The sequence below is a fragment of the Pseudomonas sp. MWU12-3103b genome (genome assembly GCF_023100615.1).
Lineage (GTDB): Bacteria > Pseudomonadota > Gammaproteobacteria > Pseudomonadales > Pseudomonadaceae > Aquipseudomonas > Aquipseudomonas putida_A.
Genome location: NZ_JALMEY010000002.1, coordinates 45,592 through 71,271, shown reverse-complemented (window position 1 = coordinate 71,271; position 25,680 = coordinate 45,592). Strand labels below are relative to the sequence as shown.

The 25,680-nt window shown below is 59.7% G+C and carries 25 protein-coding genes; 3 read left to right on the top strand and 22 right to left on the bottom strand.

Going from position 1 to position 25,680, the window contains the following annotated elements; genetic code table 11:
- Positions 1–28: 28 nt before the first annotated feature.
- The 9 genes from M0808_RS04015 to M0808_RS03975 all read right to left on the bottom strand — a co-directional run bounded on the left by M0808_RS04015 (position 29) and on the right by M0808_RS03975 (position 8,174).
- On the bottom strand, positions 29–538 hold the full coding sequence (locus tag M0808_RS04015; RefSeq protein ID WP_247839998.1) for a DUF4376 domain-containing protein: 510 nt from the start codon (positions 536–538) through the stop codon (positions 29–31).
- 10 nt (positions 539–548) lie between these two features.
- Positions 549–3,392, bottom strand: coding sequence for a phage tail protein (locus M0808_RS04010; RefSeq protein WP_247839996.1), 2,844 nt, complete (start codon positions 3,390–3,392; stop codon positions 549–551).
- Positions 3,393–4,028 (bottom strand): phage tail protein I, encoded by a 636-nt coding sequence (locus M0808_RS04005; protein WP_247839994.1) that lies wholly within the window; start codon positions 4,026–4,028, stop codon positions 3,393–3,395.
- Positions 4,025–5,020, bottom strand: coding sequence for a baseplate J/gp47 family protein (locus M0808_RS04000; RefSeq protein WP_247839992.1), 996 nt, complete (start codon positions 5,018–5,020; stop codon positions 4,025–4,027). The genes M0808_RS04005 and M0808_RS04000 overlap by 4 nt, the downstream gene beginning before the upstream one ends.
- Positions 5,017–5,349 (bottom strand): phage baseplate protein, encoded by a 333-nt coding sequence (locus M0808_RS03995; RefSeq protein WP_003222189.1) that lies wholly within the window; start codon positions 5,347–5,349, stop codon positions 5,017–5,019. Before M0808_RS03995 ends, M0808_RS04000 begins: the two co-directional genes overlap by 4 nt.
- Positions 5,350–5,363: 14 nt before the next feature.
- Positions 5,364–5,972, bottom strand: coding sequence for a phage baseplate assembly protein V (locus tag M0808_RS03990; protein WP_247839990.1), 609 nt, complete (start codon positions 5,970–5,972; stop codon positions 5,364–5,366).
- A 3-nt stretch (positions 5,973–5,975) separates the two neighbouring features.
- On the bottom strand, positions 5,976–6,497 hold the full coding sequence (locus M0808_RS03985; protein ID WP_247839988.1) for a hypothetical protein: 522 nt from the start codon (positions 6,495–6,497) through the stop codon (positions 5,976–5,978).
- 74 nt (positions 6,498–6,571) lie between these two features.
- Positions 6,572–6,913, bottom strand: a complete 342-nt coding sequence (locus M0808_RS03980) for a phage holin family protein (RefSeq protein ID WP_003222183.1) — start codon at positions 6,911–6,913, stop codon at positions 6,572–6,574.
- 526 nt (positions 6,914–7,439) lie between these two features.
- Positions 7,440–8,174 carry an XRE family transcriptional regulator gene (locus M0808_RS03975; RefSeq protein WP_027611049.1) on the bottom strand — a complete coding sequence of 245 codons (735 nt, stop codon included), beginning with the start codon at positions 8,172–8,174 and terminating at the stop codon, positions 7,440–7,442.
- 209 nt (positions 8,175–8,383) lie between these two features.
- Here M0808_RS03975 and mutS point away from each other — a divergent pair, with 209 nt between their 5' ends.
- The gene (gene mutS, locus M0808_RS03970; protein ID WP_027611048.1) at positions 8,384–10,966 is read left to right on the top strand and encodes a DNA mismatch repair protein MutS; all 2,583 of its coding nucleotides are present in this window, start codon (positions 8,384–8,386) and stop codon (positions 10,964–10,966) included.
- A 163-nt stretch (positions 10,967–11,129) separates the two neighbouring features.
- A complete protein-coding gene (gene fdxA / locus M0808_RS03965) occupies positions 11,130–11,453 on the top strand; it encodes a ferredoxin FdxA (RefSeq protein WP_003222178.1) in 324 nt (107 codons plus the stop codon).
- Between the two features lie 611 nt (positions 11,454–12,064).
- On the opposite strand, the gene rpoS is transcribed toward fdxA, so the two are convergent.
- The 8 genes from rpoS to M0808_RS03925 form a co-directional block, all read right to left on the bottom strand.
- Positions 12,065–13,075: an RNA polymerase sigma factor RpoS gene (rpoS, locus tag M0808_RS03960; RefSeq protein ID WP_007964304.1), complete on the bottom strand. Its 1,011-nt coding sequence runs from the start codon at positions 13,073–13,075 to the stop codon at positions 12,065–12,067.
- A gap of 105 nt (positions 13,076–13,180) precedes the next feature.
- Complete coding sequence (locus M0808_RS03955; protein ID WP_027611047.1) at positions 13,181–14,062, bottom strand: peptidoglycan DD-metalloendopeptidase family protein; 882 nt, start codon at positions 14,060–14,062, stop codon at positions 13,181–13,183.
- Between the two features lie 212 nt (positions 14,063–14,274).
- Positions 14,275–14,910: a protein-L-isoaspartate(D-aspartate) O-methyltransferase gene (locus tag M0808_RS03950; protein WP_169841266.1), complete on the bottom strand. Its 636-nt coding sequence runs from the start codon at positions 14,908–14,910 to the stop codon at positions 14,275–14,277.
- A gap of 41 nt (positions 14,911–14,951) precedes the next feature.
- Positions 14,952–15,701 (bottom strand): 5'/3'-nucleotidase SurE, encoded by a 750-nt coding sequence (gene surE / locus M0808_RS03945; protein ID WP_047601272.1) that lies wholly within the window; start codon positions 15,699–15,701, stop codon positions 14,952–14,954.
- Positions 15,689–16,747 (bottom strand): tRNA pseudouridine(13) synthase TruD, encoded by a 1,059-nt coding sequence (gene truD, locus M0808_RS03940; protein WP_247839986.1) that lies wholly within the window; start codon positions 16,745–16,747, stop codon positions 15,689–15,691. The genes surE and truD overlap by 13 nt, the downstream gene beginning before the upstream one ends.
- Positions 16,744–17,217 (bottom strand): 2-C-methyl-D-erythritol 2,4-cyclodiphosphate synthase, encoded by a 474-nt coding sequence (gene ispF / locus M0808_RS03935; RefSeq protein ID WP_027611044.1) that lies wholly within the window; start codon positions 17,215–17,217, stop codon positions 16,744–16,746. Before ispF ends, truD begins: the two co-directional genes overlap by 4 nt.
- Before the next feature lie 43 nt (positions 17,218–17,260).
- Positions 17,261–18,106, bottom strand: a complete 846-nt coding sequence (gene fghA, locus M0808_RS03930) for an S-formylglutathione hydrolase (RefSeq protein WP_027611043.1) — start codon at positions 18,104–18,106, stop codon at positions 17,261–17,263.
- Between the two features lie 65 nt (positions 18,107–18,171).
- Positions 18,172–19,284: an S-(hydroxymethyl)glutathione dehydrogenase/class III alcohol dehydrogenase gene (locus tag M0808_RS03925; protein WP_027611042.1), complete on the bottom strand. Its 1,113-nt coding sequence runs from the start codon at positions 19,282–19,284 to the stop codon at positions 18,172–18,174.
- Positions 19,285–19,399: 115 nt separating this feature from the next.
- Here M0808_RS03925 and M0808_RS03920 point away from each other — a divergent pair, with 115 nt between their 5' ends.
- Complete coding sequence (locus M0808_RS03920) at positions 19,400–20,296, top strand: LysR substrate-binding domain-containing protein (protein ID WP_095138366.1); 897 nt, start codon at positions 19,400–19,402, stop codon at positions 20,294–20,296.
- 143 nt (positions 20,297–20,439) lie between these two features.
- On the opposite strand, the gene ispD is transcribed toward M0808_RS03920, so the two are convergent.
- From ispD to M0808_RS03895, 5 genes are all read right to left on the bottom strand, one after another.
- On the bottom strand, positions 20,440–21,147 hold the full coding sequence (gene ispD / locus M0808_RS03915) for a 2-C-methyl-D-erythritol 4-phosphate cytidylyltransferase (protein ID WP_027611041.1): 708 nt from the start codon (positions 21,145–21,147) through the stop codon (positions 20,440–20,442).
- Positions 21,144–21,422 (bottom strand): cell division protein FtsB, encoded by a 279-nt coding sequence (gene ftsB, locus M0808_RS03910; protein WP_007964293.1) that lies wholly within the window; start codon positions 21,420–21,422, stop codon positions 21,144–21,146. Before ftsB ends, ispD begins: the two co-directional genes overlap by 4 nt.
- Before the next feature lie 171 nt (positions 21,423–21,593).
- On the bottom strand, positions 21,594–22,883 hold the full coding sequence (gene eno, locus M0808_RS03905; RefSeq protein ID WP_098967472.1) for a phosphopyruvate hydratase: 1,290 nt from the start codon (positions 22,881–22,883) through the stop codon (positions 21,594–21,596).
- A gap of 156 nt (positions 22,884–23,039) precedes the next feature.
- Entirely contained in the window at positions 23,040–23,885 is an 846-nt protein-coding gene (gene kdsA / locus M0808_RS03900; RefSeq protein ID WP_098967470.1) for a 3-deoxy-8-phosphooctulonate synthase, read from the bottom strand.
- 4 nt (positions 23,886–23,889) lie between these two features.
- The gene (locus tag M0808_RS03895; protein WP_003222153.1) at positions 23,890–25,521 is read right to left on the bottom strand and encodes a CTP synthase; all 1,632 of its coding nucleotides are present in this window, start codon (positions 25,519–25,521) and stop codon (positions 23,890–23,892) included.
- Positions 25,522–25,680 lie beyond the last annotated feature (159 nt).

Here is a 25,680-nt window from a genome sequence, read left to right as displayed (position 1 = left end):
AAGAAAACGCCCCGGGGTGCGGGGCGTTTTACTGAAGGTTTGCGACTGGCGTTTCAGGCAAGGAATCTGGCCAGCCCTCGGTCAGCATTTCGCTGCTGAACGTTCCCGCTCGAGCAGACTCGGACAGCGCTTTTTCCCGATCAAAGCAGGCCTGAACATGAGACCTGACAGCCTGTGCAATTTGCAGTATCTGTTGGGCTGTCAAATCGACAAACCCGGCAACGGACTTGTAGCTGCAACGATATTCAGGATCGAGCATCGCGGAAACCGCCATTCCAGCAATCAGCGATTGACTGTCACGGGATGAATCGATAATCAAACCGGCGACCACGATACCCGAACCTTCTCGGCGAAATCGCTCCTGCGCAATCAGGTCCAATTGGCGCTTCAAGACCAGCTCGCCGTTCGCGAAACCAAATGAGTTTTCCAGTTCCTGAAGGGTGGGTTCATGGTCGAAGAGTACTTCACCGTCAGCCAATGGCCAGTCCGAGGCGACACATCGAAAGGTCGTCCCCACATTTGAGTAGGCTCTCAACATAGATGACTCCTTAAAAAGTGTATTGGGAGATGTGGACATCGTTTGCACGAGAGACCGACGCATAGAGGCGGTAATAGATCGTCTGTGGAGTAGCCATGACCAGATCCGAGAACGGACTTAGAACACCCAGTCCGACGATTCCACCAATGCCGCATGCTTTCATACCTACTTCGGTAACATCCGGAGAAAGCCCCAGAGAGCCACCGCCCGGAAAATCAGCGCTACCAATGTAATGAATGTAGCCACCGACGGTTTTTGCATTCTTCGGAACAACAGAGGCCAGCGAGATCGGTGTCGGCGACATCGACATGCCGTTTTCCAGCACTACCGTCCGAGCAATGGAAATTGAACGCTGATGTTGAATGCCGGGGTTCATCAATCGACTGGCACCGGTTTGCCACACGCTGACCAGCGCACTGGCGCTATAACCGGCGGGCATATTCGTGCCCGCATAAATTTCAGGAGCGGTACTCAATGTCGCATTGACGCCCAGCAGCTTCGCAACCTTCAACTCGGGGTTGTAGATGACGTAAATCCCGACACTGCCGTTTGCTGGAGCGATACCGGTGTCCATGCCACCTGCACCGACGGTTGTCAGATCGAGCGATAGATTGAGATTCGCCAACTTGTACTGCGCGACACCCGGTTGCTCGACAATCAGTTGATCAGCAGTAACCGTTGCAACGGAAGCCGCGACAGGCAGCGATACTCTCAGATTACGCATGGCGCCTACTTCCGCACCATTTAGGCGAGCCAGTTTGACTTCAGTAGCCAGAGAGGCGATATCGATGCTTCCCTGATTGACCGGCGCGTTCCAGGCTTTGATGCACCACATCACTGCCAGGTTTCGCGGACGCGCCACACCATAGTGTGCCTGAGTATAAAGGGAGGTTCCTGGGACATTCACTCCGCTTGCCGTGTAAGCACCGGATCCGGAATAGTCCGCCATCACCGGAATGTCCCAGCCCAGCCCCGCTCGATTAGCACTGATCCCATTGAGCCCATGAACCTCAGCACCATTGTCATCGTTACCGTGGAGCAGTGAGCCTTTCTGATAGCTGCCAACTGCGCGACCTCCATCTACTCCTCGGCCATGATCCCAACCACGCAGGAACTCACCACGCGATTCTGGCAACCGGAAGTTACCCGCGCCCTCGTCACCCTTGTTGTAAGTGGTACCGAGAAAAGCCGCCAGATCCGGATAGGTCGCAATGCTCTGCACACTGCCATCCAGTTCCAGATAACCCGGCGCAACGATCCCCGTCGGGAAAGCCAAAACAGCACCCACCGGAACAGCGGACTTGAGTCGTTCGACTTCCTTGGCCAGTGCGGCTACATCGATGGTTCCCTGATTGACCGGGGTGTTCCAGGCTTTGATGCACCACATGACGGCGATGTTGCGTGGGCGAGTCTCCGTGCCCCCCCCTTTCATGGGGCCACTGTACAGACCACCGATGCCGTTACCCGCGAACCCATTCGCTTGGTCGTTCGACAAATATGATTTCAGGCTGCCGCCGGCCGTACCGTAAACCTTGCCCCATACGCTCTGACTTACCGAAGCGTTTGAAACACCAGGGATCCCCGGAACAGCAGTGTTATCGACTAGATAATTATCCACGTGGACGTGGTTGATTACACTTTCACCCTCAGACGTTCCGATGACACGTCCCGCGTTAACTCCCCGTCCGTGATCCCAGCCACGCAGGAACTCGCCACGCGCTTCCGGCAACCGGAAGTTCCCAACACCCTCATCACCCTTGTTGAACTTGCCGCCCAGATAAGCGCTCAAGTCCGGGTAAGTCGCACTGCTCTTGACGCTGTTATCCAGCTCCAGAAAGCCCGGCGGCGGTGCATCAACCGGAAACGCCACAATCGAACCCACGGGCAATGCCGATGCCTTGGCGATCAGCGCTTCAACTTCAGCCTTGGTGTAGGAATCCTTGATGCCAAACCCGGCCAGCGTTTCAGGATTCGCACCTGCCGTCGCCCGGCCATATTCATCAACCGTGAGACTCTTGTAAGTCCCGGCCGCAATCCCCGTGCGCCCGGCGAGCATCTTGAAGGTCAGCGCCGTAGTGCCAAGGGTAATCGGCGCATTCGTGGTCAGGTGCCACAGCGAATCACCGTTCGCCGTGCCCTCCTCCACCATGACCGTCAGGCCCGGCGTGACCTTGGCGCTGGTATTGGCATCAGTCGCCCGCACCCAGTCACCGTTAGCCACGATCCACAGGCCGTTGTCCTTGGCCAGGGTCTGGTTCGCCAGCAGCACGCGGTCACCGGCAATCACGGCCACGCCGTCAATCTGCTGGGCACCGTTCAGCACGATGTTGGTAGAGGCCGCGACGCGTACCGATTGCTTGCCATCGAGTTTGCCGAGTTCTTCAGCGAGGTAACTCATGACCCACGCACGAGTGGCCTTGACCACCGTGTCGTCGATCTGCAAGGTCACCAGCGACGCATTGCTGGTTTCGAAAATCGAGCGAATGTAGAACTCTTTGCCCGAGCCCGAAGTCGCCAGAACCGGTTTGAATGACTCCGGATATTTGACGATGGCGTAGAGAATGCCGGTGTCAGTCCACAGCCCGGCCTCTCGCACATACCAGCCGCCAACATCGGGCGGAATGGTCACTTCGGCGAGCAGCCAGCTCGGATTCTTCTCGTCCTGGAACAGCGCATTGAGCGGCCCGCGCCAGACTTCGCGTTTCAGCGCAGTGGCGGTTGCGGCCGGGTTGTAGACCGAGCCGCCGCCGTCGCCGACGGAAATCTGCGTCAACTTGATCGGCGTGCCCGCGGCCTTGCACGCCGTTTCGTAGGCAATCCCTGCGTTGGTGAGCAGGGTGTAATAGTCAGCCATTCAGGCCCCCTGGGGATAAATAGTGGATGTTTCGACGGTGTACAAAGCTGCGGCCATGAACGCCTCGCCAGAGGTTTCAAGCCCTTCGATGAATACCGGATAGATCGTCGTCAGCTCACCGCAAAAGGTCGCGGCGGCGATGGAGTGACTGCCGAACGCGCTCAAGCCAACTGTTACCGAGAGAATGTCCCGTTCGCTCTTGGCATCGGCCAAACGGCGATCGAGACGGGCGTCGATTTCTTCGCTGTAGGGTTGGTCGCTGAACGCGCGCACGGAGAAGCTGTAAGGCATACCGGGCGGCGTCTGTTCGTACCATGCGCGGATGTCGGGGCGCAGTTGCAAACCTTTGGCCGCGCTTTCCAGTGCCTTGCGAGTACCGGCTTGGCGCGCCGTGGGCCAGGCGAGTTCGACGGTCAGGCGCTTTTCCGCTTCCGGTGCGCTGGTGCTCCATTCAGCGACGCCGCGATCCGCTGCCAGATACGGCAGGAACGCCACCGGTGTTTCGCTCGGGTTCATCAGTTCGGGGAACGGCGGCGCGATGCGATCAAGCAGCGCACCGAAGCCCAGATCCAGCCCGCGCTCGAGCGCCGAGCTGTTGGCCGGCAGCAACGTCGGGCTATGCGTTGGCTCACTCATAGTGTCAGCACCTCGACCTCGACCGCCGTGCAGTACGGCGCCTGAAACGCCGTGGTGACGATCGGCGCCAGCGGTTCAAGAATCTGCAGTTGCACGGCGCCGGCGCTGTGCAGCGTGTAGTCGATCCAGCTCGGATCGACCCGCCCTTCGAGGCGATGGCAACTGTCGGCGTAGGCCTGCAATTGTTGCTGCGCGGCGACTTTGGTCAGGCCCGAATCGGGGCCGGAATTGATCTTCGCCACCACACGAATCTTGTAGCGTCGAATGTCGGCAGCCTTGACCGTGACCAGGTCGGTTTCCGGTCGCACATCGGGCCGGGCGAAGTGCTGACGTACACCGTCAAGCAACGCTGCAGACGGGGTGCCATCGCCGTCTCGCGACAACACCGTGACCTGCACCTCGCCCGGCGCAGTACGCCGACCGTTGCCGTCCTTGACCTGTGCAGCGAGGCCGTCCGGGTTGAAGGTGTAGGTGACGTTCACCACACCGCCATCGCTGGATTCGACCTTCACCGTTGGCCGTTCACCGAGGGTGAATACCTCGCGGCGATACTGCATCCGCGAGCCCGCAGCCGGCGCATGCGGCGCCAGGTAATAGCGCAGCCGGGCGTCGTCATCACTTTCATAAATCGGCGGTACAGGCGGAAATGCCGCCGGGTCGCCGGGGTCGAGCAACTGTCGCTCCAGGCCCATGTCCGCCAGCCGTGCATCGAGGTTGCTGCCAGTGGCCCACCACGCCAGCATCTGCTTGATGCGAGCGTTGTATTTGCGTTCATGGGTTTGCAGGCGCACGCAGAAAGCCTCAAGCGCCAGGGTCAGCAGTTCGCTCTCGTTGTCGAGGCTGGTCTGGAGTTTCGCTGCGCTTTCGGGCGCCCGGGCGCCGACGTACTCGACGACGAAGGTCTTGAACTCGGCAAGCAAGTCTTCGAAGGCGTCGACAGTGATCAGCGCCGGTTCGGCCAATTGATTCTGGCCGGGGATCAACATGCTCATGTCACGACCTCGAATGTCTGTTGACGGTTTTTCCAGGTGCCGGCGAAGCGCAGCAGCAGGCCCGCGCCCTGGCGGCTGGCGACGATCACGCTCGGCTGAAAATCGCTGATCCCGTTCTGCGCGTTGTAGAACGCCTGAGCCGCGTGGCTCTGGGCCAGAAGCAGAACGTCGTCACCGAGGTTCTGCCCCAGCAGCGTGGGGATCAGCGAGCCATAAAGGGGCCTTTTTTGCCGGGTGCCCAGCGGCGTGGTCAGGGCCCGGGTCGCGCGCTGCACAAACTGCAGCCAGTCGTCGACCGTGGCCCCGGAGTCTCTATCGATTCCGATCATGGGAAGCTCTTGATTCAGGGGCTGATGACGCGGCCCTGGTGATCCACCAACGGGCCGCTGAAGTGCACGCCCGAGGCGTCGATGCTCAGGCCGACGGCGCCAAGTTGCAGGCTGATCAGCTGTGGAGTCATCGTCAGTTGCGCCGGGCCGATGCTCAGTGCAAGCGACTCGCGAGAGCCGCTGAATGCGGCCGGGCCGTTCTGCCAGTGCAGGGTGTGCGTGGCGTCGTCGTAGCCGCTTTCGCTCCCGTCGACATGCACCCGGCGCGTCAGCGTCGGTACCGTTGCCGTCGGTGGAAAGCGGTCACTGTTCAAACCAAACAACGCCACGCTTTGCGCGCCGCTTTCACCGCTGCCGTAGTTGAGCAGCAGGCACTGCTCGCCCACGCTCGGGATTCGTGACTCGCTCTGCGCTCCGGCGCTGGGGTTGAAGAATTTGATGGCTGGCGTCAGCAATCCTCCGTGGCTGACCTGGCAGGTGTTGCTCGCGGCATCGACGGTCTGACAGACACCGATGCGACAGAAACTCTCGGCGCGGCGGTGCAGGTCGTCGATTTCCGCTTCCATCTCGGCCAGCCGCTCGATGATCGGCCCCAGTTGCATGCGCAGTAGTGCGTCGAACATCGGTCAAGCCTCCAGCGCGGTGTATTGGTCGGGGTCATCGATGTTGCTGACTTCCCAGGTACGGGCGAATTTCGGCGTGCCGAGCGGGTCATCGAGCAAGGTCGGGCCGAGATAGAGGGTCTGGGTGAAAGTCAGGGTCCACGCCTTGTATTGCTGATCGGCGCGTGTGAGCACTGACGGCAAACCATCAATGTTCATCGGCAGATCACATTGAGCGCCGGGCAGGCCCCAACGGTTGTCGGTGATCAGGTTTTTCAGCACGGCGATCAGATCGCAGGCGGCAAATGCACTGGCGGAGAGTGCCGGAATGACTTGCAGCGACACCGTCATGACATGAGCAATGCGCCCATCAGCGGAGCGCACTCCCTGTGCATTGCGATCAAAGTCGATCAATGCCCAGGCCTGGGCACCGGGTGTTGTGAAGTCGTCGTGATTGCCAACCTGCAGATTCAGGCCGGCGCTGTTGCGCAGGGTTGTCGCCATCGCCGTGAACAGCTGCGAAGGCTGCTGGATCGGTACGGGCATGCATGACCTCCTTTTCAAATGTCCACGCGCAGCCCCGCCGCATGAGTTGTGCAGCGAGGCAAGAAAGTGTTGAGTTACTGTGGATCGCGCGGCGGGGGAACTTCGCAGACGCCGATGCGCTTGGCGGCCCAGCGTTCGTACAGACCGATGGCCACGTCGGCCCCGGCCATGGCGGTCAGGCAACCGAAGGCACCGGCGGCCCAGATGGATAGCCCGGCGGCGTACAACAGCATGATCGCCGAGACGCCGCAGATCATGCAGGCGCCGGAGCGCAGGGCCAGACGCCGCAGCAATGACCAGCCGCGGGCGCCCTCCTTGTCGGCGCGCCACATTTCGCCGGACACCCCGCCCACCACGGCAAGGAGGATGACCAGCCAGATCGGCATGTCCGCCAACGCTTGTTGCTCGTTTGTCATGTCACGCCTCCTGGTTCTAGTTGATGAGTGTTGTGTGTTGGGTTCAAGCGATGTCTCTTCAGGTAGGCATTCCAAAAAGCCCGGCATTGAGGCCGGGCTTTTCAGTAATGCGCTCCTTCGCCTTCCTTCAAATCCTGTATTCGTGAAGGAAGCTGACTTTTCGGCGCTACTGGCGCGGTACGAGTCCATTCAAATTGTTTTTCCGACCGCGGTCCCTGCCCGCCGGATAACTGCTCTTGGTGCTTTACGCTGCACACCCGGGTCAGTTGCCAACCCTCTGAACCGTTGAGGCCGGTTCATCGCTGCCTGTTCTTGTGGAACTAAAGAGCTGTTGTTGCCAGCCGCTTTGTCGAGCGGCTTGGTGGCAAGAATATGCATGGATGCATATACAGTCAATGCATAAATGCATTTATTTATGCGCGAGAAATGCACGGACGCATGCAGACCGCATAAATCAAGGCGCCGAGGGTTTTGTTCAGGCGAAAAAAAACCCGCCATGAGGCGGGTTTTCTATGACCGGTGAAATCTATCGGGCGTACATGCCCCACCAGAAGACGTGACCAAGGATGACGATCTGCTCGTCCTGCATATCCTGGAAGCTGTAGTCCTCGTCCGGATGTTCATCGCGGTTGAAGCTGCGCAGACGGATGCCGGTCGGCAGACGATAGAGCTGCTTCACGCGCAACTGACCGTTGTGATTGATCGCGTACAGGTCGCCATCAATGATGTCGCCGATCCCGCACTTGCCGGCGTTCACCCCGACCGTGGCGCCGTCACGCAACACCGGCATCATGCTGTTACCGCGCACCGTCACGCATTTGGCCTGGTCGAACTGCACACCGTTGTGGCGCAGGCTGCGCTTGCCGAAGCGCAGGCTAGAGCGTTCGCTCTCTTCGATGACGAATCTTCCTGATCCAGCAGCCAATTCAACCTCACGAAGAAAGGGCACCGACACCTCGTCGTCATCGACAGGGGTATCGTCGTCCCACAGGCTTATGTCCTTGAGTTCCGCATGCACGTCATCGCGCGCGCCACCGGTCGCGATCGCGACATCGGCGCGGCCACGCAATTGATCGGTGCTCACATTGAAGTATTCGGCGATCTTCGAGATATGTTTATCCGAAGGATCGACGATCTTCCCGCTGAGAATCCGCGAGAGCGTTGATTGAGGCACGCCGGTGCGACGGTGGAGCTCCGTGGGGGAGATCCCGTGCTGGTCGAGCAGTGCTCTTAAGACGGAGGATACGTTGCGTTTTTGCATAACGCGCATAGTGCTTGAAGTTTTTTCCGAAGACAAATGCTGATTTGCATAAATCGTGCATAAATCACAATTAAACGCAAAAAGTGTCAGCCGGCCGTCATGCCTGCGTCGAGCCGACCGCCCATGGTAACCTTGCGCCCATCGCGGAAAAGCCCGGCGGTTGCCCTCGCTTTTGCCCTACATCATTTAACGAGTTACCTGACAATCCGATGAATAAAGCCGTCTCCGACCTGTCCTCCCACACCCCGATGATGCAGCAATACTGGCGCCTGAAGAATCAGCACCCGGATCAGCTGATGTTCTATCGCATGGGCGACTTCTACGAGATCTTCTATGAAGACGCGAAGAAGGCGGCCAAGTTGCTCGACATCACCCTGACTGCGCGCGGTCAGTCGGCGGGGCAAGCGATCCCGATGTGCGGGATTCCTTACCACGCGGCGGAAGGTTACCTGGCGAAACTGGTCAAGCTCGGTGAGTCGGTGGTGATCTGCGAGCAGGTCGGCGATCCGGCCACCAGCAAGGGCCCGGTAGAACGTCAGGTGGTACGGATCATTACCCCGGGCACGGTCAGCGACGAAGCGCTGCTCGATGAACGCCGCGACAACCTGATTGCCGCCGTGCTAGGCGACGAGCGCCTGTTCGGTCTGGCAGTGCTGGACATCACCAGCGGCAACTTCACTGTGCTCGAGATCAAGGGCTGGGAAAACCTGCTGGCGGAGCTGGAGCGAGTCAACCCGGTGGAACTGCTGATCCCGGACGATTGGCCGAAAGACCTGCCGGCGGAAAAGCGCCGTGGTGTGCGTCGTCGTGCGCCGTGGGATTTCGAGCGTGATTCGGCGCTGAAAAGTCTCTGCCAGCAGTTTTCCACACAAGACCTGAAAGGCTTCGGTTGTGAAACCCTGACCCTGGCCATCGGCGCCGCCGGTTGCCTGCTGGCCTACGCCAAGGAAACCCAGCGCACCGCCCTGCCCCATCTGCGCAGCCTGCGCCATGAGCGTCTGGACGACACCGTGGTGCTCGACGGCGCGAGCCGCCGCAACCTCGAACTCGACACTAACCTGGCTGGTGGTCGCGACAACACCCTGCAATCGGTGGTTGATCGCTGCCAGACCGCCATGGGCAGCCGTTTGCTGACCCGTTGGCTGAACCGTCCGCTGCGCGATCTGACCGTGCTGCTGGCGCGCCAGACCTCGATCACTTGTTTGCTCGACGGCTATCGCTTCGAAAAGCTGCAGCCGCAGCTCAAGGAAATCGGTGACATCGAGCGGATTCTGGCGCGGATCGGCCTGCGCAATGCGCGCCCTCGCGACCTTGCTCGATTGCGTGATGCTCTCGGCGCCCTGCCACAACTGCAAGTGGCGATGACCGACCTGGAAGCGCCGCACCTGCAACGCCTGGCAACCACCACCAGCACCTACCCGGAACTGGCAGCGCTGCTGGAAAAAGCCATTATCGACAACCCGCCAGCGGTGATCCGCGACGGCGGCGTGCTGAAAACCGGTTACGACAGCGAACTCGACGAGTTGCAATCGCTGAGCGAAAACGCCGGCCAGTTCCTTATCGATCTGGAAGCCCGGGAAAAGGCCCGCACCGGTCTGGCCAACCTGAAAGTCGGCTACAACCGCATTCACGGCTACTTCATCGAACTGCCGAGCAAGCAAGCCGAATCGGCTCCAGCCGATTACATCCGTCGTCAAACCCTCAAGGGCGCCGAGCGTTTCATCACGCCCGAGCTGAAAGAATTCGAAGACAAGGCGCTCTCGGCCAAGAGCCGTGCCCTCGCTCGCGAGAAAATGCTCTACGAGGCGCTGCTGGAAGACCTGATCAGCCAGTTGCCACCGCTGCAGGACACTGCCGGCGCATTGGCCGAGCTGGACGTGCTGAGCAACCTCGCCGAACGTGCGCTGAACCTTGACCTGAACTGCCCGCGCTTCGTCAGCGAGCCGTGCATGCGCATCACCCAAGGGCGTCACCCGGTGGTCGAGCAGGTGCTGACTACGCCGTTCGTGGCCAATGACCTGAGCCTGGATGACAACACCCGGATGCTGGTGATCACCGGCCCGAACATGGGTGGTAAATCCACCTACATGCGCCAAACCGCATTGATCGTGCTGCTGGCGCATATCGGCAGCTTCGTGCCGGCGGCCAGTTGCGAGTTGTCGCTGGTGGACCGGATCTTCACCCGAATCGGTTCCAGCGACGACCTGGCCGGCGGCCGTTCGACCTTCATGGTCGAGATGAGCGAAACCGCCAACATTCTGCACAACGCCACCGAGCGCAGCCTGGTGCTGATGGACGAAGTCGGTCGCGGCACCAGCACCTTCGACGGTCTGTCCCTGGCATGGGCCGCCGCCGAGCGTCTGGCGCATCTGCGTGCCTATACTCTATTCGCTACGCACTATTTCGAACTGACTGTGCTGCCGGAAGCCGAACCTTTGGTGGCTAACGTGCACCTCAACGCCACCGAGCACAACGAGCGCATCGTGTTCCTGCACCATGTGTTGCCGGGGCCTGCCAGCCAGAGCTACGGCCTGGCGGTGGCGCAACTGGCCGGCGTGCCGAGTGAAGTGATCGTGCGGGCCCGGGAGCACCTGAGCCGACTGGAAGACACCGCATTGCCGCATGAAGCGCCCAAGCCTGCCGTCAAAGGCAAACCGGCGGTCCCGCAGCAGAGCGACATGTTTGCCAGCCTGCCGCACCCAGTGCTCGATGAGCTGGCCAAAGTGGATCTCGATGACCTGACCCCGCGTCGAGCGCTCGAATTGTTATATGCACTTAAGAACCGGATCTAAGCAGCGAAGAACCGGATATAACGCAAACGGCTTCAAGCTGTTAGAATCTCGCGCGGTTTGGGATGCTGCTGGCTAATAGCCTGGCTGGCAGACATCGCTCCCGAACCTGGCGACCCCAACCGTGAAGGGGCTACGCTGCCGCCGCCTGAGGAGAAAATTAGAAATGACCTTCGTCGTCACCGACAACTGCATCAAGTGCAAGTACACCGACTGCGTAGAAGTCTGTCCGGTGGACTGCTTTTACGAAGGCCCGAACTTCCTGGTGATTCACCCGGACGAGTGCATCGACTGCGCCCTGTGCGAACCGGAATGCCCGGCCGTCGCGATTTTCTCTGAGGACGAAGTTCCGGAGGATATGCAGGAGTTCATTCAACTGAACGTTGAATTGGCTGAAATCTGGCCGAACATCACCGAGAAGAAAGAATCGCTGCCGGATGCCGAAGAGTGGGATGGCGTCAAAGGCAAGATCAAAGACCTCGAACGCTGATCTGTCGCGCGTTACCAAAAGGCCCCTTGCGGGCCTTTTTGCTTTTTCGGATTTTACTTTTCTACAGGCGAAAAAAGGGGCGGTTTGACCCGCCCACATTTTTTCCCTATTCCCTGTATTCCTTTTCATCGTCCTGATGAATCGCGTCCTGCGATGTCCGTTCCCCTCTTCCCTGAAGGGCGTGTCTGTCCGTCGACACAGTGCTGATACTAGAGAGTTCCCTGCCGAGAGCAATCGGCCCGGCGGGATGAAAATCGCTGTAATAAGCACTTCATATTAAAAAATAAGCATATAAATCAATTGGTTAAATACGACTCTCGGCAGAAGTCGACGTCTACCGTCCTGCAAAAATGGGGAACGCTTACGAAAGAGTAAGCCAAGGCTTACACCGCGAGACTACAAACGATGGAAATGCTGACCATTTGTCCGGCAATGAACTTTGTGGCGAGGGAGCTTGCTCCCGCTTGAGTGCGCAGCGCTGATGAATTTTGGGGTTGCTGTGCAACTCGGCGGGAGCAAGCTCCCTCGCCACAGACAGTCATCAGCCAATATCCGAGCAATAAAAAAGCCCCGAACCAGTCGGGGCTTCTTGCGGCAGGCGTGTGAGGCGCTTACTGAAACAGCGACTCGCTCGACAGGCCATTCTTCTCGAGGATTTCGCGAAGGCGCTTGAGGCCCTCCACCTGGATCTGCCGCACCCGTTCCCGGGTCAGGCCGATCTCCAGGCCTACGTCTTCCAGCGTGCTGCTCTCATGGCCGCGCAGGCCGAAGCGGCGTACGACCACCTCGCGCTGCTTGTCGGTCAGTTCCGAGAGCCATTGATCGATGCTCTGCGACAGGTCGTCATCCTGCAGCAGTTCACATGGATCGGTCGGACGGTCATCCGTCAGGGTGTCCAGCAGGGTTTTATCCGAATCCGGACCCAACGAGACGTCGACTGAAGAAACCCGCTCGTTCAGGCCGAGCATGCGCTTGACCTCGCCCACCGGTTTTTCCAGCAGGTTGGCGATTTCTTCAGGTGAAGGTTCGTGATCGAGCTTTTGCGTCAGCTCCCGTGCCGCCCGCAGGTACACGTTGAGCTCCTTGACCACATGGATCGGCAACCGGATGGTCCGGGTCTGATTCATGATCGCGCGCTCGATGGTCTGACGAATCCACCAGGTCGCGTAGGTCGAGAAGCGGAAGCCGCGCTCGGGATCGAACTTTTCCACTGCGCGGATCAGGCCGAGGTTACCCTCTTCGATCAGATCCAGCAGCGACAGCCCCCGATTGACGTAACGCCGGGCGATCTTCACGACCAGCCGCAGGTTACTTTCAATCATGCGCTTGCGCCCGGCAGGGTCGCCACTTTGCGACAGACGCGCAAAATGAACTTCTTCCTCCGGGGAGAGCAGTGGTGAAAAGCCGATTTCGTTGAGATACAGCTGCGTGGCATCGAGTGCCCGAGTGTAGTCGATGTACTTGTGTTGTTTAAGTGAAGCGGATTGTCTGGATTTGGAACGAACGGAAGGTGGAGCAGCCCCTTCATCATTCGACATCGAAGATTCCGAATCGATGCCGGCCTCCATAAGGAGAACCTCATCGTCGATGTCAAACTCCGGCACTTCTTTACTGAGAGCCATTGTTATAGTCCTTTGGTGAGTTCGACCCCAAGCTCAAGCGACGCCTTTATCCTTGGCAGCGCTGGAGCCTGTCCCCTCTACGCGACGGAACAGGCTGGCCTCAAATCAACGTTTGGGCAGGAACTGCAGCGGATCTACAGGTTTACCTTGGCGGCGAATCTCAAAATGCAGTTTCACCCGGTCTGTACCCGTGGACCCCATTTCGGCAATTGTCTGTCCGACCTTGACCTGCTGCCCCTCCCGTACCAACAGCCTGCGGTTATGTCCGTAGGCACTGACGTAGGTTTCGCTGTGTTTGATGATGACTAATTCGCCGTAGCCCCTTAAGCCACTCCCGGCGTAAACCACCGTCCCATCAGACGCAGCTAAAACAGGCTGTCCCAAATCTCCGGCGATATCAATTCCTTTATTCAAACTACCGTTTGAAGAGAATTTTCCAATCAGAATGCCATTAGATGGCCATCCCCAGCCGGTCGGGGCCGGGCCCGGTGGAGGCATCGGAGCCGGAGCCGATTTGTTCGCGACGGACGGTGCAGCCCCCGCGGCAGCGGCTCCGGAGCCGGTCACGGTGGTGGTCGTCGTGCCATTCGCCTGGCGCCGGATTACCGTGGTTTTGCTCGACGATGATGGCGCGGAACTGCCGTTGCTCACCACCGCTGTCGGTGTTGAACCGGTGCGGCCGTCAAAGCGAATTGTCTGACCCGGGTGGATCGTATACGGCGTAGGAATATTGTTCCGGGCCGCGAGGGCTTTGTAGTCCCAGCCATAGCGAAAAGCGATGGAAAACAGCGTATCGCCCGGACGGACTACATACTGCCCGGTCGTGACGGCAGGACGCTGGGCCGCCGCGCTGTTGCGATCGACCACCCGCACGTTGCTCGATTTGGTGCTGGAGCAACCGACCAGCAAGGTGCTCAATACAAGGCCAGTCACCAGGCGCTGAAAGCTCGTGTTACCCATACGCTGCGCAATGACTGTGAGACTCACCCGCCGCTCCCTTTGTGGTGGCTGAAATATGTGGAATGCCGAATCGCGGCAAGTAGTGTCGCAAGTATAACGGGCCGAACCGGCTTTACCGTTAAAGATGCGAAAACGCTTCACGCACACGTTTGCCCGTGGACAGTTCGTAGCGTTTAAACCATCACTGCCGGTGTAAGACACAGGCCAGCGCAAGGAATTCAGCGCCCGCAAATAAATGCTCAGGCCAGCGGGCCATTGAGCAATGGCACGAAGCGCACAGCTCCCAATACGTGACGGGAAAAGCCGTGTTCTTCACGCACGATCAACATCAGTTGCTGCACTTCCCCCGAGCCGACCGGAATCACCATCCGCCCACCCGGTGCCAGTTGATCGAGCAAGGCCTGCGGCACGTCGGTCGCGACTGCGGTGACGATGATACCGTTGTACGGCGCCAGCGCCGGCCAGCCTTCCCAGCCATCGCCCCAGCGGAACACCACGTTGCGCAGGTTGAGTTCGACCAGGCGCTCCTTGGCCCGATCCTGCAGGACCTTGATGCGTTCGACCGAAAATACCCGCTCAACCAGTTGCGACAGCACGGCTGTCTGATATCCCGAACCGGTCCCGATCTCCAGCACCTTGTCCAGCGGCCCCGCCTCCAGCAGCAGCTCGCTCATGCGCGCCACCATATAAGGCTGGGAGATGGTCTGGTTGTGGCCGATTGGCAGTGCGGTGTCTTCGTAGGCACGATGCGCCAGCGCTTCATCTACAAACAGATGACGCGGCGTACGGCGGATCACTTCCAGCACCTTGGCGTTGGACAGGCCTTCTTCATATAGACGCTGGATCAGACGTTCACGGGTGCGCTGCGACGTCATGCCGATGCCACTGCGCAGTCTGTCTTCGTGTTCACGAGCCATCAGCGCAGTTCCTCCAGCCAGCCGTCGAGACTTCTGAAGGCATCATTGAAAGTGCGATCGAGCTGCAACGGCGTGATCGACACATACCCCTGCATCACCGCATGAAAGTCAGTGCCCGGGCCGCCGTCTTCGGCATCACCGGCCGCAGCAATCCAGTAGCCGGCCTTGCCACGCGGGTCGACCACTTTCATCGGCGCCGCAGCACGGGCGCGATGGCCCAGACGGGTCAACTGAATGCCACGAATATGATCGATCGGCAGATTGGGAATGTTCACGTTCAGCACCGTGCGCGGCGGCAGGTCCAGCCCGGCGTGGGCCTCGACCAGTTTGCGCGCGAAATGTGCCGCTGTCGCCAGGTTGTCCACCTGTCGTGAGCACAGCGAGAACGCAAACGAAGGGCGCTCGAGAAAGCGTCCTTCGAGGGCTGCCGCCACAGTGCCGGAATACAGCACGTCATCGCCCAGATTGGCACCGAGATTGATCCCGGAAACCACCATGTCCGGCTCGCGCTCCAGCAGGCCGTTGAGGCCCAGGTGCACGCAGTCGGTCGGCGTACCGTTGAGGCTGATGAAACCGTTGGCCAGGTATTGCGGGTGCAACGGACGGTCGAGCGTCAGCGAACTGCTGGCGCCGCTTTTGTCCTGCTCCGGGGCGATAACCACGCATTCGGTGTAATCCGCCAGCGCAGCATAAAGCGCGGCGAGACCGGGTGCGGTTACCCCATCGTCGTTAGAAATCAGAATACGCATGGGCTGTCCGTCTGCCCCACCGGCACCAGATCAACGAGTTCGCGCACCAATACGGTGGCGAAGCATCCGGCCGGGAGGACGAATTCCAGTTGCAGAATGTCAGGCTGGGGATAATGCCACGACAACCCGCCAATGGGCAGCCGCAGGATGCGACGTTCGTGGCTCATTCCGGCATTGATCAACCAATCGCGCAGATCCGCGTCACGCTCGGCAATCCCCTGCTCCAGATCATGAACAGCGCCGGCGGCCGGTGAGTCACCTTCGCCCCACTGCGGACCGGTCGGGTGCAGGTCGAGAATCGCCAGGCGCGGATCGCTGCATTCGGCCTCACCGGCCGGGAAAAAACTGCGGCTGTCGGTGAACGCCAGCAGATCGCCGACTTGCGCCTGCTGCCAGTTGCCATCGGCCACCCGGGCGGCCAGTACCTGATTGAACAGAAAACTGCGCGCCGTCGAGAGCAGCCGCGAGCGCACATTGCGCTGCTCCGGTAGCGCCTTGCGCGCCGCCCAGGCACGCGCATCAACGACGTTACCGCCGTCATGGCCGAAACGCTGGGCGCCGAAATAATTGGGAATGCCTTGCCTGGCGATCAGTTGCAGACGCTGCTCGATCGCATCCTTGTCGCCGGCAAACTGGGTCAGGCGCAAGGTGAAGCCGTTCGCCGAATGCGCGCCGCGTTGCAGCTTGCGTTTGTGCCGCGTGGTCTTGAGGATCTTCAGCGTGTCGTTTTCCGCCGCCGACAGATCCGGATCAGCCTTGCCCGGCAGTTGCACGCTGAACCACTGACGGGTCAACGCCTGACGATCCTTGAGCCCGGCATAACTGACGGTGCGCAACGGCACGCCGGCGGCCTTGGCAATTCGGCGCGCTGCTTCTTCGGTATTCAGGCCACGTTTTTCGACCCAGATCCACAGGTGCTCACCATCGCCGCTGAACGGGATGTCGAGCACTTCATCGACCTGAAAATCTTCGGCGATGGCTTTCAGAACCGCAGTGCCGAGTGGTTCGCCATAGGCCCGCGGGCCAAGCAATTGCAGTTCGTTCATGCGCGCAGCAACAAGGCAACGGAATGCACGGCGATGCCTTCTTCGCGACCGACAAAGCCGAGCTTTTCGGTGGTGGTAGCTTTCACGTTCACTTGATCCAGTTCAACTTGCAGATCGGCGGCGATCAACGCGCGCATCGCTTCGATATGCGGGGCCATTTTCGGCGCCTGAGCGACGATGGTGTTGTCGACGTTGCCGACTTTCCAACCCTTGGCGTGGATCAGCGCGACCACATGCCGCAGCAGCACACGGCTGTCGGCGCCCTTGAATTGCGGGTCGGTGTCCGGAAAGTGCTTGCCGATATCGCCCAGCGCGGCCGCGCCGAGCAAGGCATCGCTCAAGGCATGCAGCAGGACGTCACCGTCGGAATGAGCGAGCAGCCCGAAGCCGTGTGCAATACGCACGCCGCCCAGAGTAATGAAATCGCCTTCAGCGAAACGGTGAACATCGTAGCCGTGGCCAATACGCATAAAAAAACGCCCCGATTTTTGTCAGGGCGTGATTCTACCTGCATTAACCGCGCAGGGCGCGTGCGTGATGCTGCAAGTGGTCGTCAATGAAGCTTGAGATGAAGAAATAGCTGTGGTCGTAGCCCGGTTGCAGGCGCAGCGTCAGCGGATGCCCCGCTTGTTTTGCAGCTTGTTGCAGGGCTTCGGGTTTGAGCTGCGTGGCGAGGAAGTCATCGCGATCACCCTGATCGACCAGCAACGGCAGTTTTTCGGTGGCTTCAGCGATCAGCGCGCAGGCATCCCATTCTTTCCACTTGGAACGGTCTTCGCCCAGATAGCGGGAGAAGGCTTTCTGCCCCCACGGACAATCCATCGGGTTGTTGATCGGCGAAAACGCCGACACCGACTGGTAACGCCCCGGATTGCGCAGCGCGCAGACCAGTGCACCGTGACCGCCCATGGAGTGGCCGCTGATGCTGCGTTTGTCCGACGCCGGGAAATGCGCTTCAACCAATGAAGGCAATTCCTGCACGACATAGTCATGCATCCGATAGTGCCGCGACCACGGTTCCTGCGTGGCATTCAGGTAGAACCCGGCTCCGAGGCCGAAATCCCAGGCGCCATCCGGATCACCCGGCACATCCGGGCCACGCGGACTGGTGTCCGGCGCGACGATGATCAGACCGAGTTCAGCGGCCATGCGCATCGCCCCGGCTTTCTGCATGAAGTTCTCGTCGGTGCAGGTCAGGCCGGACAGCCAATACAGCACCGGCAGCTTGCCGCCCTGCTCCGCTTGCGGCGGCAAATACACGGCAAACACCATGTCGCAGCCGAGCACGTCGGAACGGTGGCGATAGCGCTTGTGCCAGCCGCCGAAACTTTTCTGACAGGAGATGTTTTCCAGACTCATGTAAAGACTCCTACGCGGCCACGGCTATAAACCTTCAAGGTCTGTAGCCGTGGCGTCGCGATTAATCAGAAATGAATGACGGTACGGATGCTCTTGCCTTCGTGCATCAGGTCGAAGGCCTTGTTGATATCTTCCAGACCCATGGTGTGGGTAATGAAAGTATCCAGCGGAATCTCGCCGCTTTGCGCCATGTCGACGTAACTTGGCAACTCGGTACGACCACGCACGCCGCCAAATGCCGAACCACGCCAGACGCGACCGGTCACCAGTTGGAACGGACGGGTTGAAATTTCCTGACCGGCACCGGCAACACCGATGATCACCGATTCGCCCCAGCCCTTGTGGCAGCATTCCAGCGCCGCGCGCATCAGTTGCACGTTGCCGATGCACTCGAAGGAGAAGTCGACGCCGCCGTCGGTCATGTCGACGATCACTTCCTGGATCGGACGATCGAAGTCTTTCGGGTTGACGCAATCGGTGGCGCCCAACTGCTTGGCGATCTCGAACTTGGCCGGGTTGATGTCGATGGCGATGATCCGCGCAGCCTTGGCTTTCACTGCACCGATGACTGCCGACAGACCGATGCCGCCGAGACCGAAGATCGCCACGGTGTCACCTGGCTTGACCTTCGCAGTGTTGATTACCGCGCCGATACCGGTGGTTACGCCGCAACCGAGCAGGCAGACCTTTTCCAGCGGCGCATCCTTGGCGATTTTCGCCACGGAGATTTCCGGCAGTACGGTGTATTCCGAGAACGTCGAAGTACCCATGTAGTGGAAAATCGTTTGGCCCTTGTAGGAAAAGCGCGAAGTGCCATCCGGCATCAGGCCTTTGCCCTGAGTAGCGCGAATCGCCTGGCACAGGTTGGTCTTGCCCGACTTGCAGAATTTGCACTGGCCGCATTCCGGGGTGTACAGCGGAATCACGTGGTCACCGACGGCGACCGAGGTGACGCCCTCGCCGATGGCTTCAACGATCGCGCCACCTTCGTGGCCAAGGATCGACGGGAAGATGCCTTCCGGATCCGCACCGGACAGGGTGTAGGCGTCAGTGTGGCAAACCCCGGAAGCCACCACGCGCAGCAACACTTCACCGGCCTTGGGCATGGCCACATCGACTTCTACGATTTCCAGCGGCTTCTTGGCCTCGAAGGCAACGGCGGCGCGCGACTTGATCATGCTGACTCTCCAGTGAATCCAATGAATAAAAAACCAGACCGGCAGTGTAGTTCAGCGCCAACTGATTAATAATCCGGACAAATGCAAAATATTATTGCTGTACAGGGATAATCAAATGTCCGAAAACCGCTGGGAAGGTATCGACGAGTTCGTCGCCGTCGCCGAATGCAGCCAATTCACCGCTGCGGCCGAACGCCTTGGGGTTTCTTCCTCACACATCAGTCGACAAATCGTACGGCTGGAGGATCGATTACAGACGCGCCTGCTCTACCGCAGCACCCGTCGTGTGACCCTGACCGAAGCCGGTCAGACCTTTCTGCAGCATTGTCAGCGCCTGCAGGACGGTCGCGAGGAAGCTCTGCGCGCGGTCGGCGACCTGACCAGCGAACCGAAAGGCATGCTGCGCATGACCTGCGCCGTGGCCTATGGCGAGCGGTTTATCGTGCCGCTGGTGACGCGGTTCATGGGGCAATACCCGCAACTGCGCGTCGACATCGAGCTGAGCAACCGTCAACTCGATCTGGTGCATGAGGGACTGGATCTGGCAATCCGGCTGGGCCGATTGCAGGATTCTCGATTGGTCGCCACCCGCCTGGCGCCGCGTCGGATGTACCTGTGCGCGTCTCCGTCCTACGTGGAACGGTATGGCCGCCCACACAGCTTGTCGGAACTGAGCCGTCACAATTGCCTGATCGGCAGTTCGGACCTGTGGCAACTGGAACAGAACGGCCGGGAGTTTTCCCAGCGCGTACAGGGAAACTGGCGCTGCAACAGTGGGCAAGCGGTGCTGGATGCGGCGCTGCAAGGGGTCGGCCTGTGTCAGTTGCCGGACTATTACGTGCTGGAGCATTTGCACAGTGGTGCGCTGATTTCGCTGCTGGAGGCGCATCAGCCGCCGAATACGGCGGTGTGGGCGTTGTATCCACAGCAGCGGCATTTGTCGCCGAAGGTGCGCAAGCTGGTGGATTTCTTGAAGGAAGGATTGGCCGAGCGGCCGGAGTATCGGAGCTGAGTGATGGGTTGTCTGTGCCGACGCCTTCGCGAGCAAGCTCGCTCCCACAGGGGATCCGCAGTGGATGCAGATTGGGTGTCAGGCGCGAATCAAATGTGGGAGCGAGCTTGCTCGCGAAGGCGGCAGAACAGGCAACACAGCACTTAGCGGCGATTGGCCCAGCGTTGACGCAACCACTCAAGGTCTTCCGGCCGGGTGACCTTGAGGTTGTCCGCCCGCCCTTCGATCAGGCGCGGCGCCAGACCGGCCCACTCCATCGCCGAGGCTTCATCGGTAATCACCGCATCCGCCACCAGACTGTCAGCCAACGCCCGATGCAAGGCACCGAGACGGAACATCTGCGGCGTATAGGCTTGCCAGATCACGCTGCGATCCACGGTTTCAAGCACACGACCGTGCTTGTCGACCCGCTTCAGGGTATCGCGCGCCGGCACGGCCAGCAGACCGCCGACGGCATCATCCGCCAGTTCAACCAGCAACTTGTCGAGATCGTCGCGACTCAGGTTGGGCCGTGCCGCATCGTGCACCAGCACCCAGTCATCGTCATCGGCACCCTGCGCATGCAAATGCAGCAAAGCGTTCAGCACCGACCCGGAACGCTCCGTGCCGCCCTCGACACGCTGAATCCGCGAGTCGCTGGCGCAAGCCAGGTTTGGCCAATAAGGATCATCAACAGCCAGACTGACCACCAGCCCCTTGAGGCTCGGGTGATCAAGGAAACAGCCGAGGCTGTGTTCGAGAATTGTGCGCCCGCCCAGTTGCAGATATTGCTTGGGACGGTCCGCGGCCATTCGGGCACCGACGCCCGCGGCAGGAATCACGGCCCAGAAGGCCGGCAGGGAATCGATCATTGCGCGAGCTGGTAAAGGGTTTCACCGTCCTTGACCATGCCCAGCTCATGGCGAGCCCGTTCTTCAACGGTCTCCATGCCTTTTTTCAACTCGCTGACTTCGGCGTCCATCACCCGATTGCGCTCCAGCAGGCCTTCGTTCTCGGCGTGCTGATCAGCAATCTGCTGCTTCAGCTCGGCGACCTGCGCCAGACTGCCATTGCCCACCCACAGGCGGTACTGCAGACCGGCCAGCAGCAAGAGCAAAACGAGAAACAACCAGTAAGGACTGCGCATCGAATATCAGGTATCCAGTGAAAAAAGACAGCCACGCCAAAACTTTGAAACGTCTGATAGCACGAAGCCTGGAAGATCCAGGCTTGTGCATGTAAGGCATCAGATTAGTGGCAAATCCATCGCTGTCACGACTTTTCCGACACAATCCGGTGTCTTTTTACCATCTACTGCTTAACCGCGGAACTCGGAGCGACCGTTGTACTTGGCTTTGCCATTCAACTGCTCTTCGATACGCAGCAGTTGGTTGTACTTGGAAACGCGGTCGGAACGGCACAGCGAACCGGTCTTGATCTGGCCAGCCGAGGTGCCCACAGCCAGGTCGGCAATGGTCGAGTCTTCGGTTTCGCCCGAACGGTGCGAGATCACGGCGGTGTAACCGGCAGCCTTGGCCATCTGGATGGCTTCCAGGGTTTCGGTCAGGGTACCGATCTGGTTGAACTTGATCAGGATCGAGTTGGCGATCTTTTTATCGATGCCTTCTTTCAGGATCTTGGTGTTGGTCACGAACAGGTCGTCGCCAACCAGTTGGGTCTTCTCGCCGATCTTGTCGGTGAGGATCTTCCAGCCAGCCCAGTCGGACTCGTCCAGACCGTCTTCGATCGAGATGATCGGATAACGTTCGGTCAGACCTTTCAGGTAGTCGGCGAAACCTTCAGCGGTGAACACCTGGCCTTCGCCGGACAGGTTGTACTTGCCGTCTTCGTAGAATTCGCTGGCTGCGCAGTCCAGCGCCAGGGTCACGTCGGTGCCCAACTTGTAACCGGCGTTGGCCACGGCTTCGGAGATCACTTTCAGCGCGTCTTCGTTGGACGCCAGGTTCGGTGCGAAACCGCCTTCGTCGCCAACGGCGGTGCTCAGGCCACGGGCCTTCAGCACAGCTTTGAGGTGATGGAAAATCTCGGTGCCCATACGCAGACCTTCCGAGAACGTCTTGGCGCCAACCGGCTGCACCATGAATTCCTGGATGTCGACGTTGTTATCGGCGTGCTCGCCACCGTTGATGATGTTCATCATCGGAACCGGCATCGAGTACACACCCGGGGTACCGTTCAGGTTGGCGATGTGTGCGTACAGTGGCAGATCCTGATCCTGTGCAGCCGCTTTGGCCGCAGCCAGGGAAACGGCGAGGATGGCGTTGGCGCCCAGGGTTGCCTTGTTTTCGGTACCGTCAAGCTTGATCATCGCGTGGTCGAGGGCTTTCTGGTCGCTTGGGTCGGTGCCCAGCAGCAGATCGCGGATCGGACCGTTGATATTTTTTACTGCCTGGAGCACGCCCTTGCCCAGGTAACGGCTCTTGTCGCCATCACGCAGCTCGAGCGCTTCACGCGAGCCAGTGGATGCACCGGAAGGCGCGCAGGCGCTGCCGATGATGCCGTTGTCGAGAAGCACGTCCGCTTCCACGGTGGGATTGCCACGGGAGTCGAGAACTTCACGACCTTTGATGTCGACGATTTTTGCCATTGTTGTAAACACTCCAAAGTTGACGAAAACGACGCAGCTAGAGGAAATCTTTTGACCGTCGGCAAGTGGTGTGCAGCGGGCAGCTTGCAGACGACAACGCACATGCCCGAGGGCATGTGCGACAAATCGTGCGGTACTTTACCGGAGAAATGAGCTTTACGCGGTTTCTACCGTCGGAAAACTCTTCACCAGTTCGTCCAAAGCTTTGAGCTGGGCCAGGAATGGCTCCAGTTTGTCCAGACGCAAGGCGCAAGGGCCGTCGCATTTGGCGTTGTCCGGATCCGGATGCGCTTCGAGGAACAGACCGGCCAGCGACTGGCTCATGCCGGCCTTGGCCAGATCGGTGACCTGGGCGCGGCGACCGCCGGCGGAGTCGGAACGACCGCCAGGCATTTGCAGCGAGTGAGTCACGTCGAAGAATACCGGGTACTCGAACTGCTTCATGATGCCGAAGCCGAGCATGTCGACCACGAGGTTGTTGTAGCCGAAGCTCGAACCACGCTCGCAGAGGATCAATTGATCGTTACCCGCTTCCACGCACTTGTTCAGGATGTGTTTCATTTCCTGAGGCGCGAGGAACTGGGCTTTCTTGATGTTGATCACAGCGTTGGTCTTGGCCATCGCGACGACCAGATCGGTCTGGCGCGACAGGAAGGCCGGCAGCTGAATGATGTCGCAGACTTCAGCGACGACCGCGGCCTGATCCGGCTCGTGGACGTCGGTGATGATCGGCACGCCGAAGGCTTGCTTGATGTCCTGGAAGATACGCATGCCCTCTTCCAGGCCAGGACCGCGATACGAGGTCACAGAAGATCGGTTGGCCTTGTCGAAGCTGGCCTTGAACACGTAAGGGATACCGAGTTTCTCGGTGACCTTCACGTACTCTTCGCAAACCTGCATGGCCATGTCACGGCTTTCCAGCACGTTCATGCCGCCGAACAGCACCATGGGCTTGTCGTTGGCGATTTCGATGTTGCCAACGCGGATGATCTTCTGTGCCATCGGGTTACGCCTTCTTCTGGTGTTGAGCCAACGCAGCTTTTACGAAACCGCTGAACAGCGGGTGACCGTCACGTGGCGTCGAGGTGAACTCCGGGTGGAACTGGCAAGCGACGAACCATGGATGATCCGGCGCTTCGACCACTTCAACCAGTGCGGCATCAGCGGAGCGACCGGAGATTTTCAGGCCGGCTTCGATGATTTGTGGCAGCAGGTTGTTGTTCACTTCGTAGCGGTGACGGTGACGTTCAACGATCACATCCTTGCCGTAGCAATCGTGCACCTTGGAGCCGGCTTCGAGCAGGCATTCCTGAGCGCCGAGGCGCATGGTGCCGCCCAGATCGGACGCTTCGGTACGCACTTCAACCGCGCCGGTGGCGTCTTCCCACTCGGTGATCAGACCCACGACCGGATGGCCGCTGGCGCGATCGAATTCGGTGGAGTTGGCGTCTTTCCAGCCCAGCACGTTACGGGCGAACTCGATAACCGCCACTTGCATGCCCAGGCAGATGCCCAGGTACGGCACCTTGTTTTCACGAGCGTACTGAACGGCAGTGATCTTGCCTTCCACGCCACGCAGACCGAAGCCGCCCGGAACGAGGATCGCGTCGACACCTTCGAGCAGCGCAGTGCCCTGGTTCTCGATGTCTTCGGAATCGATGTAACGCAGGTTGACCTTGGTACGGTTGGTGATGCCGGCGTGACTCATCGCTTCGATCAGCGACTTGTAGGCGTCCAGCAGTTCCATGTACTTGCCGACCATCGCGATGGTCACTTCGTGCTCTGGATTGAGCTTGGCATCGACGACCTTTTCCCACTCGGACAGGTCGGCGCCATTGCATTGCAGGCCGAAACGCTCGACGACGAAATCGTCCAGACCCTGGGCATGCAGCACGGCCGGGATCTTGTAGATGGTGTCGACGTCTTCCAGGGAGATCACCGCACGCTCTTCAACGTTGGTGAACAGTGCGATCTTGCGACGCGACGACACATCCACCGGATGGTCGGAGCGGCAGATCAGCACGTCTGGCTGCAGGCCGATCGAACGCAGCTCTTTGACCGAGTGCTGGGTTGGCTTGGTTTTGGTCTCGCCAGCGGTGGCGATGTACGGAACCAGCGTCAGGTGCATCAGCATCGCGCGCTTGGAACCGACTTCCACACGCAGTTGACGGATGGCTTCGAGGAACGGTTGCGATTCGATGTCGCCAACGGTACCGCCGATTTCCACCAGGGCCACGTCGGCATCGCCGGCACCCTTGATGATGCGACGCTTGATTTCGTCGGTGATGTGCGGAATCACCTGGATGGTTGCACCCAGGTAGTCACCACGGCGCTCTTTGCGCAGCACGTGCTCGTAGACACGGCCGGTGGTGAAGTTGTTGTTCTGGGTCATGGTCGTGCGGATGAACCGCTCGTAGTGGCCCAGGTCCAGGTCGGTCTCGGCGCCGTCGTGGGTGACGAACACTTCACCGTGCTGGAACGGGCTCATGGTGCCCGGGTCGACGTTGATGTACGGATCCAGCTTAAGCATGGTGACCTTAAGCCCCCGCGCCTCCAGGATGGCCGCCAATGAAGCCGAGGCAATGCCTTTCCCCAATGAAGAAACAACACCGCCCGTGACGAATATGTAGCGCGTCATGAAAAACCCTAGAAGTCTGCGTTAAAGCGGTACGAGCCGCCGGGGAAAGCGAAGGAAGGCCGAAGCCCCCGATCACCTGCATTAATCACAGTGCACCTTTCAAAAAAACCGCCGCGTTGGGACAGACCGGCAGATGAAACACCGGTACGTTGCTCGCTA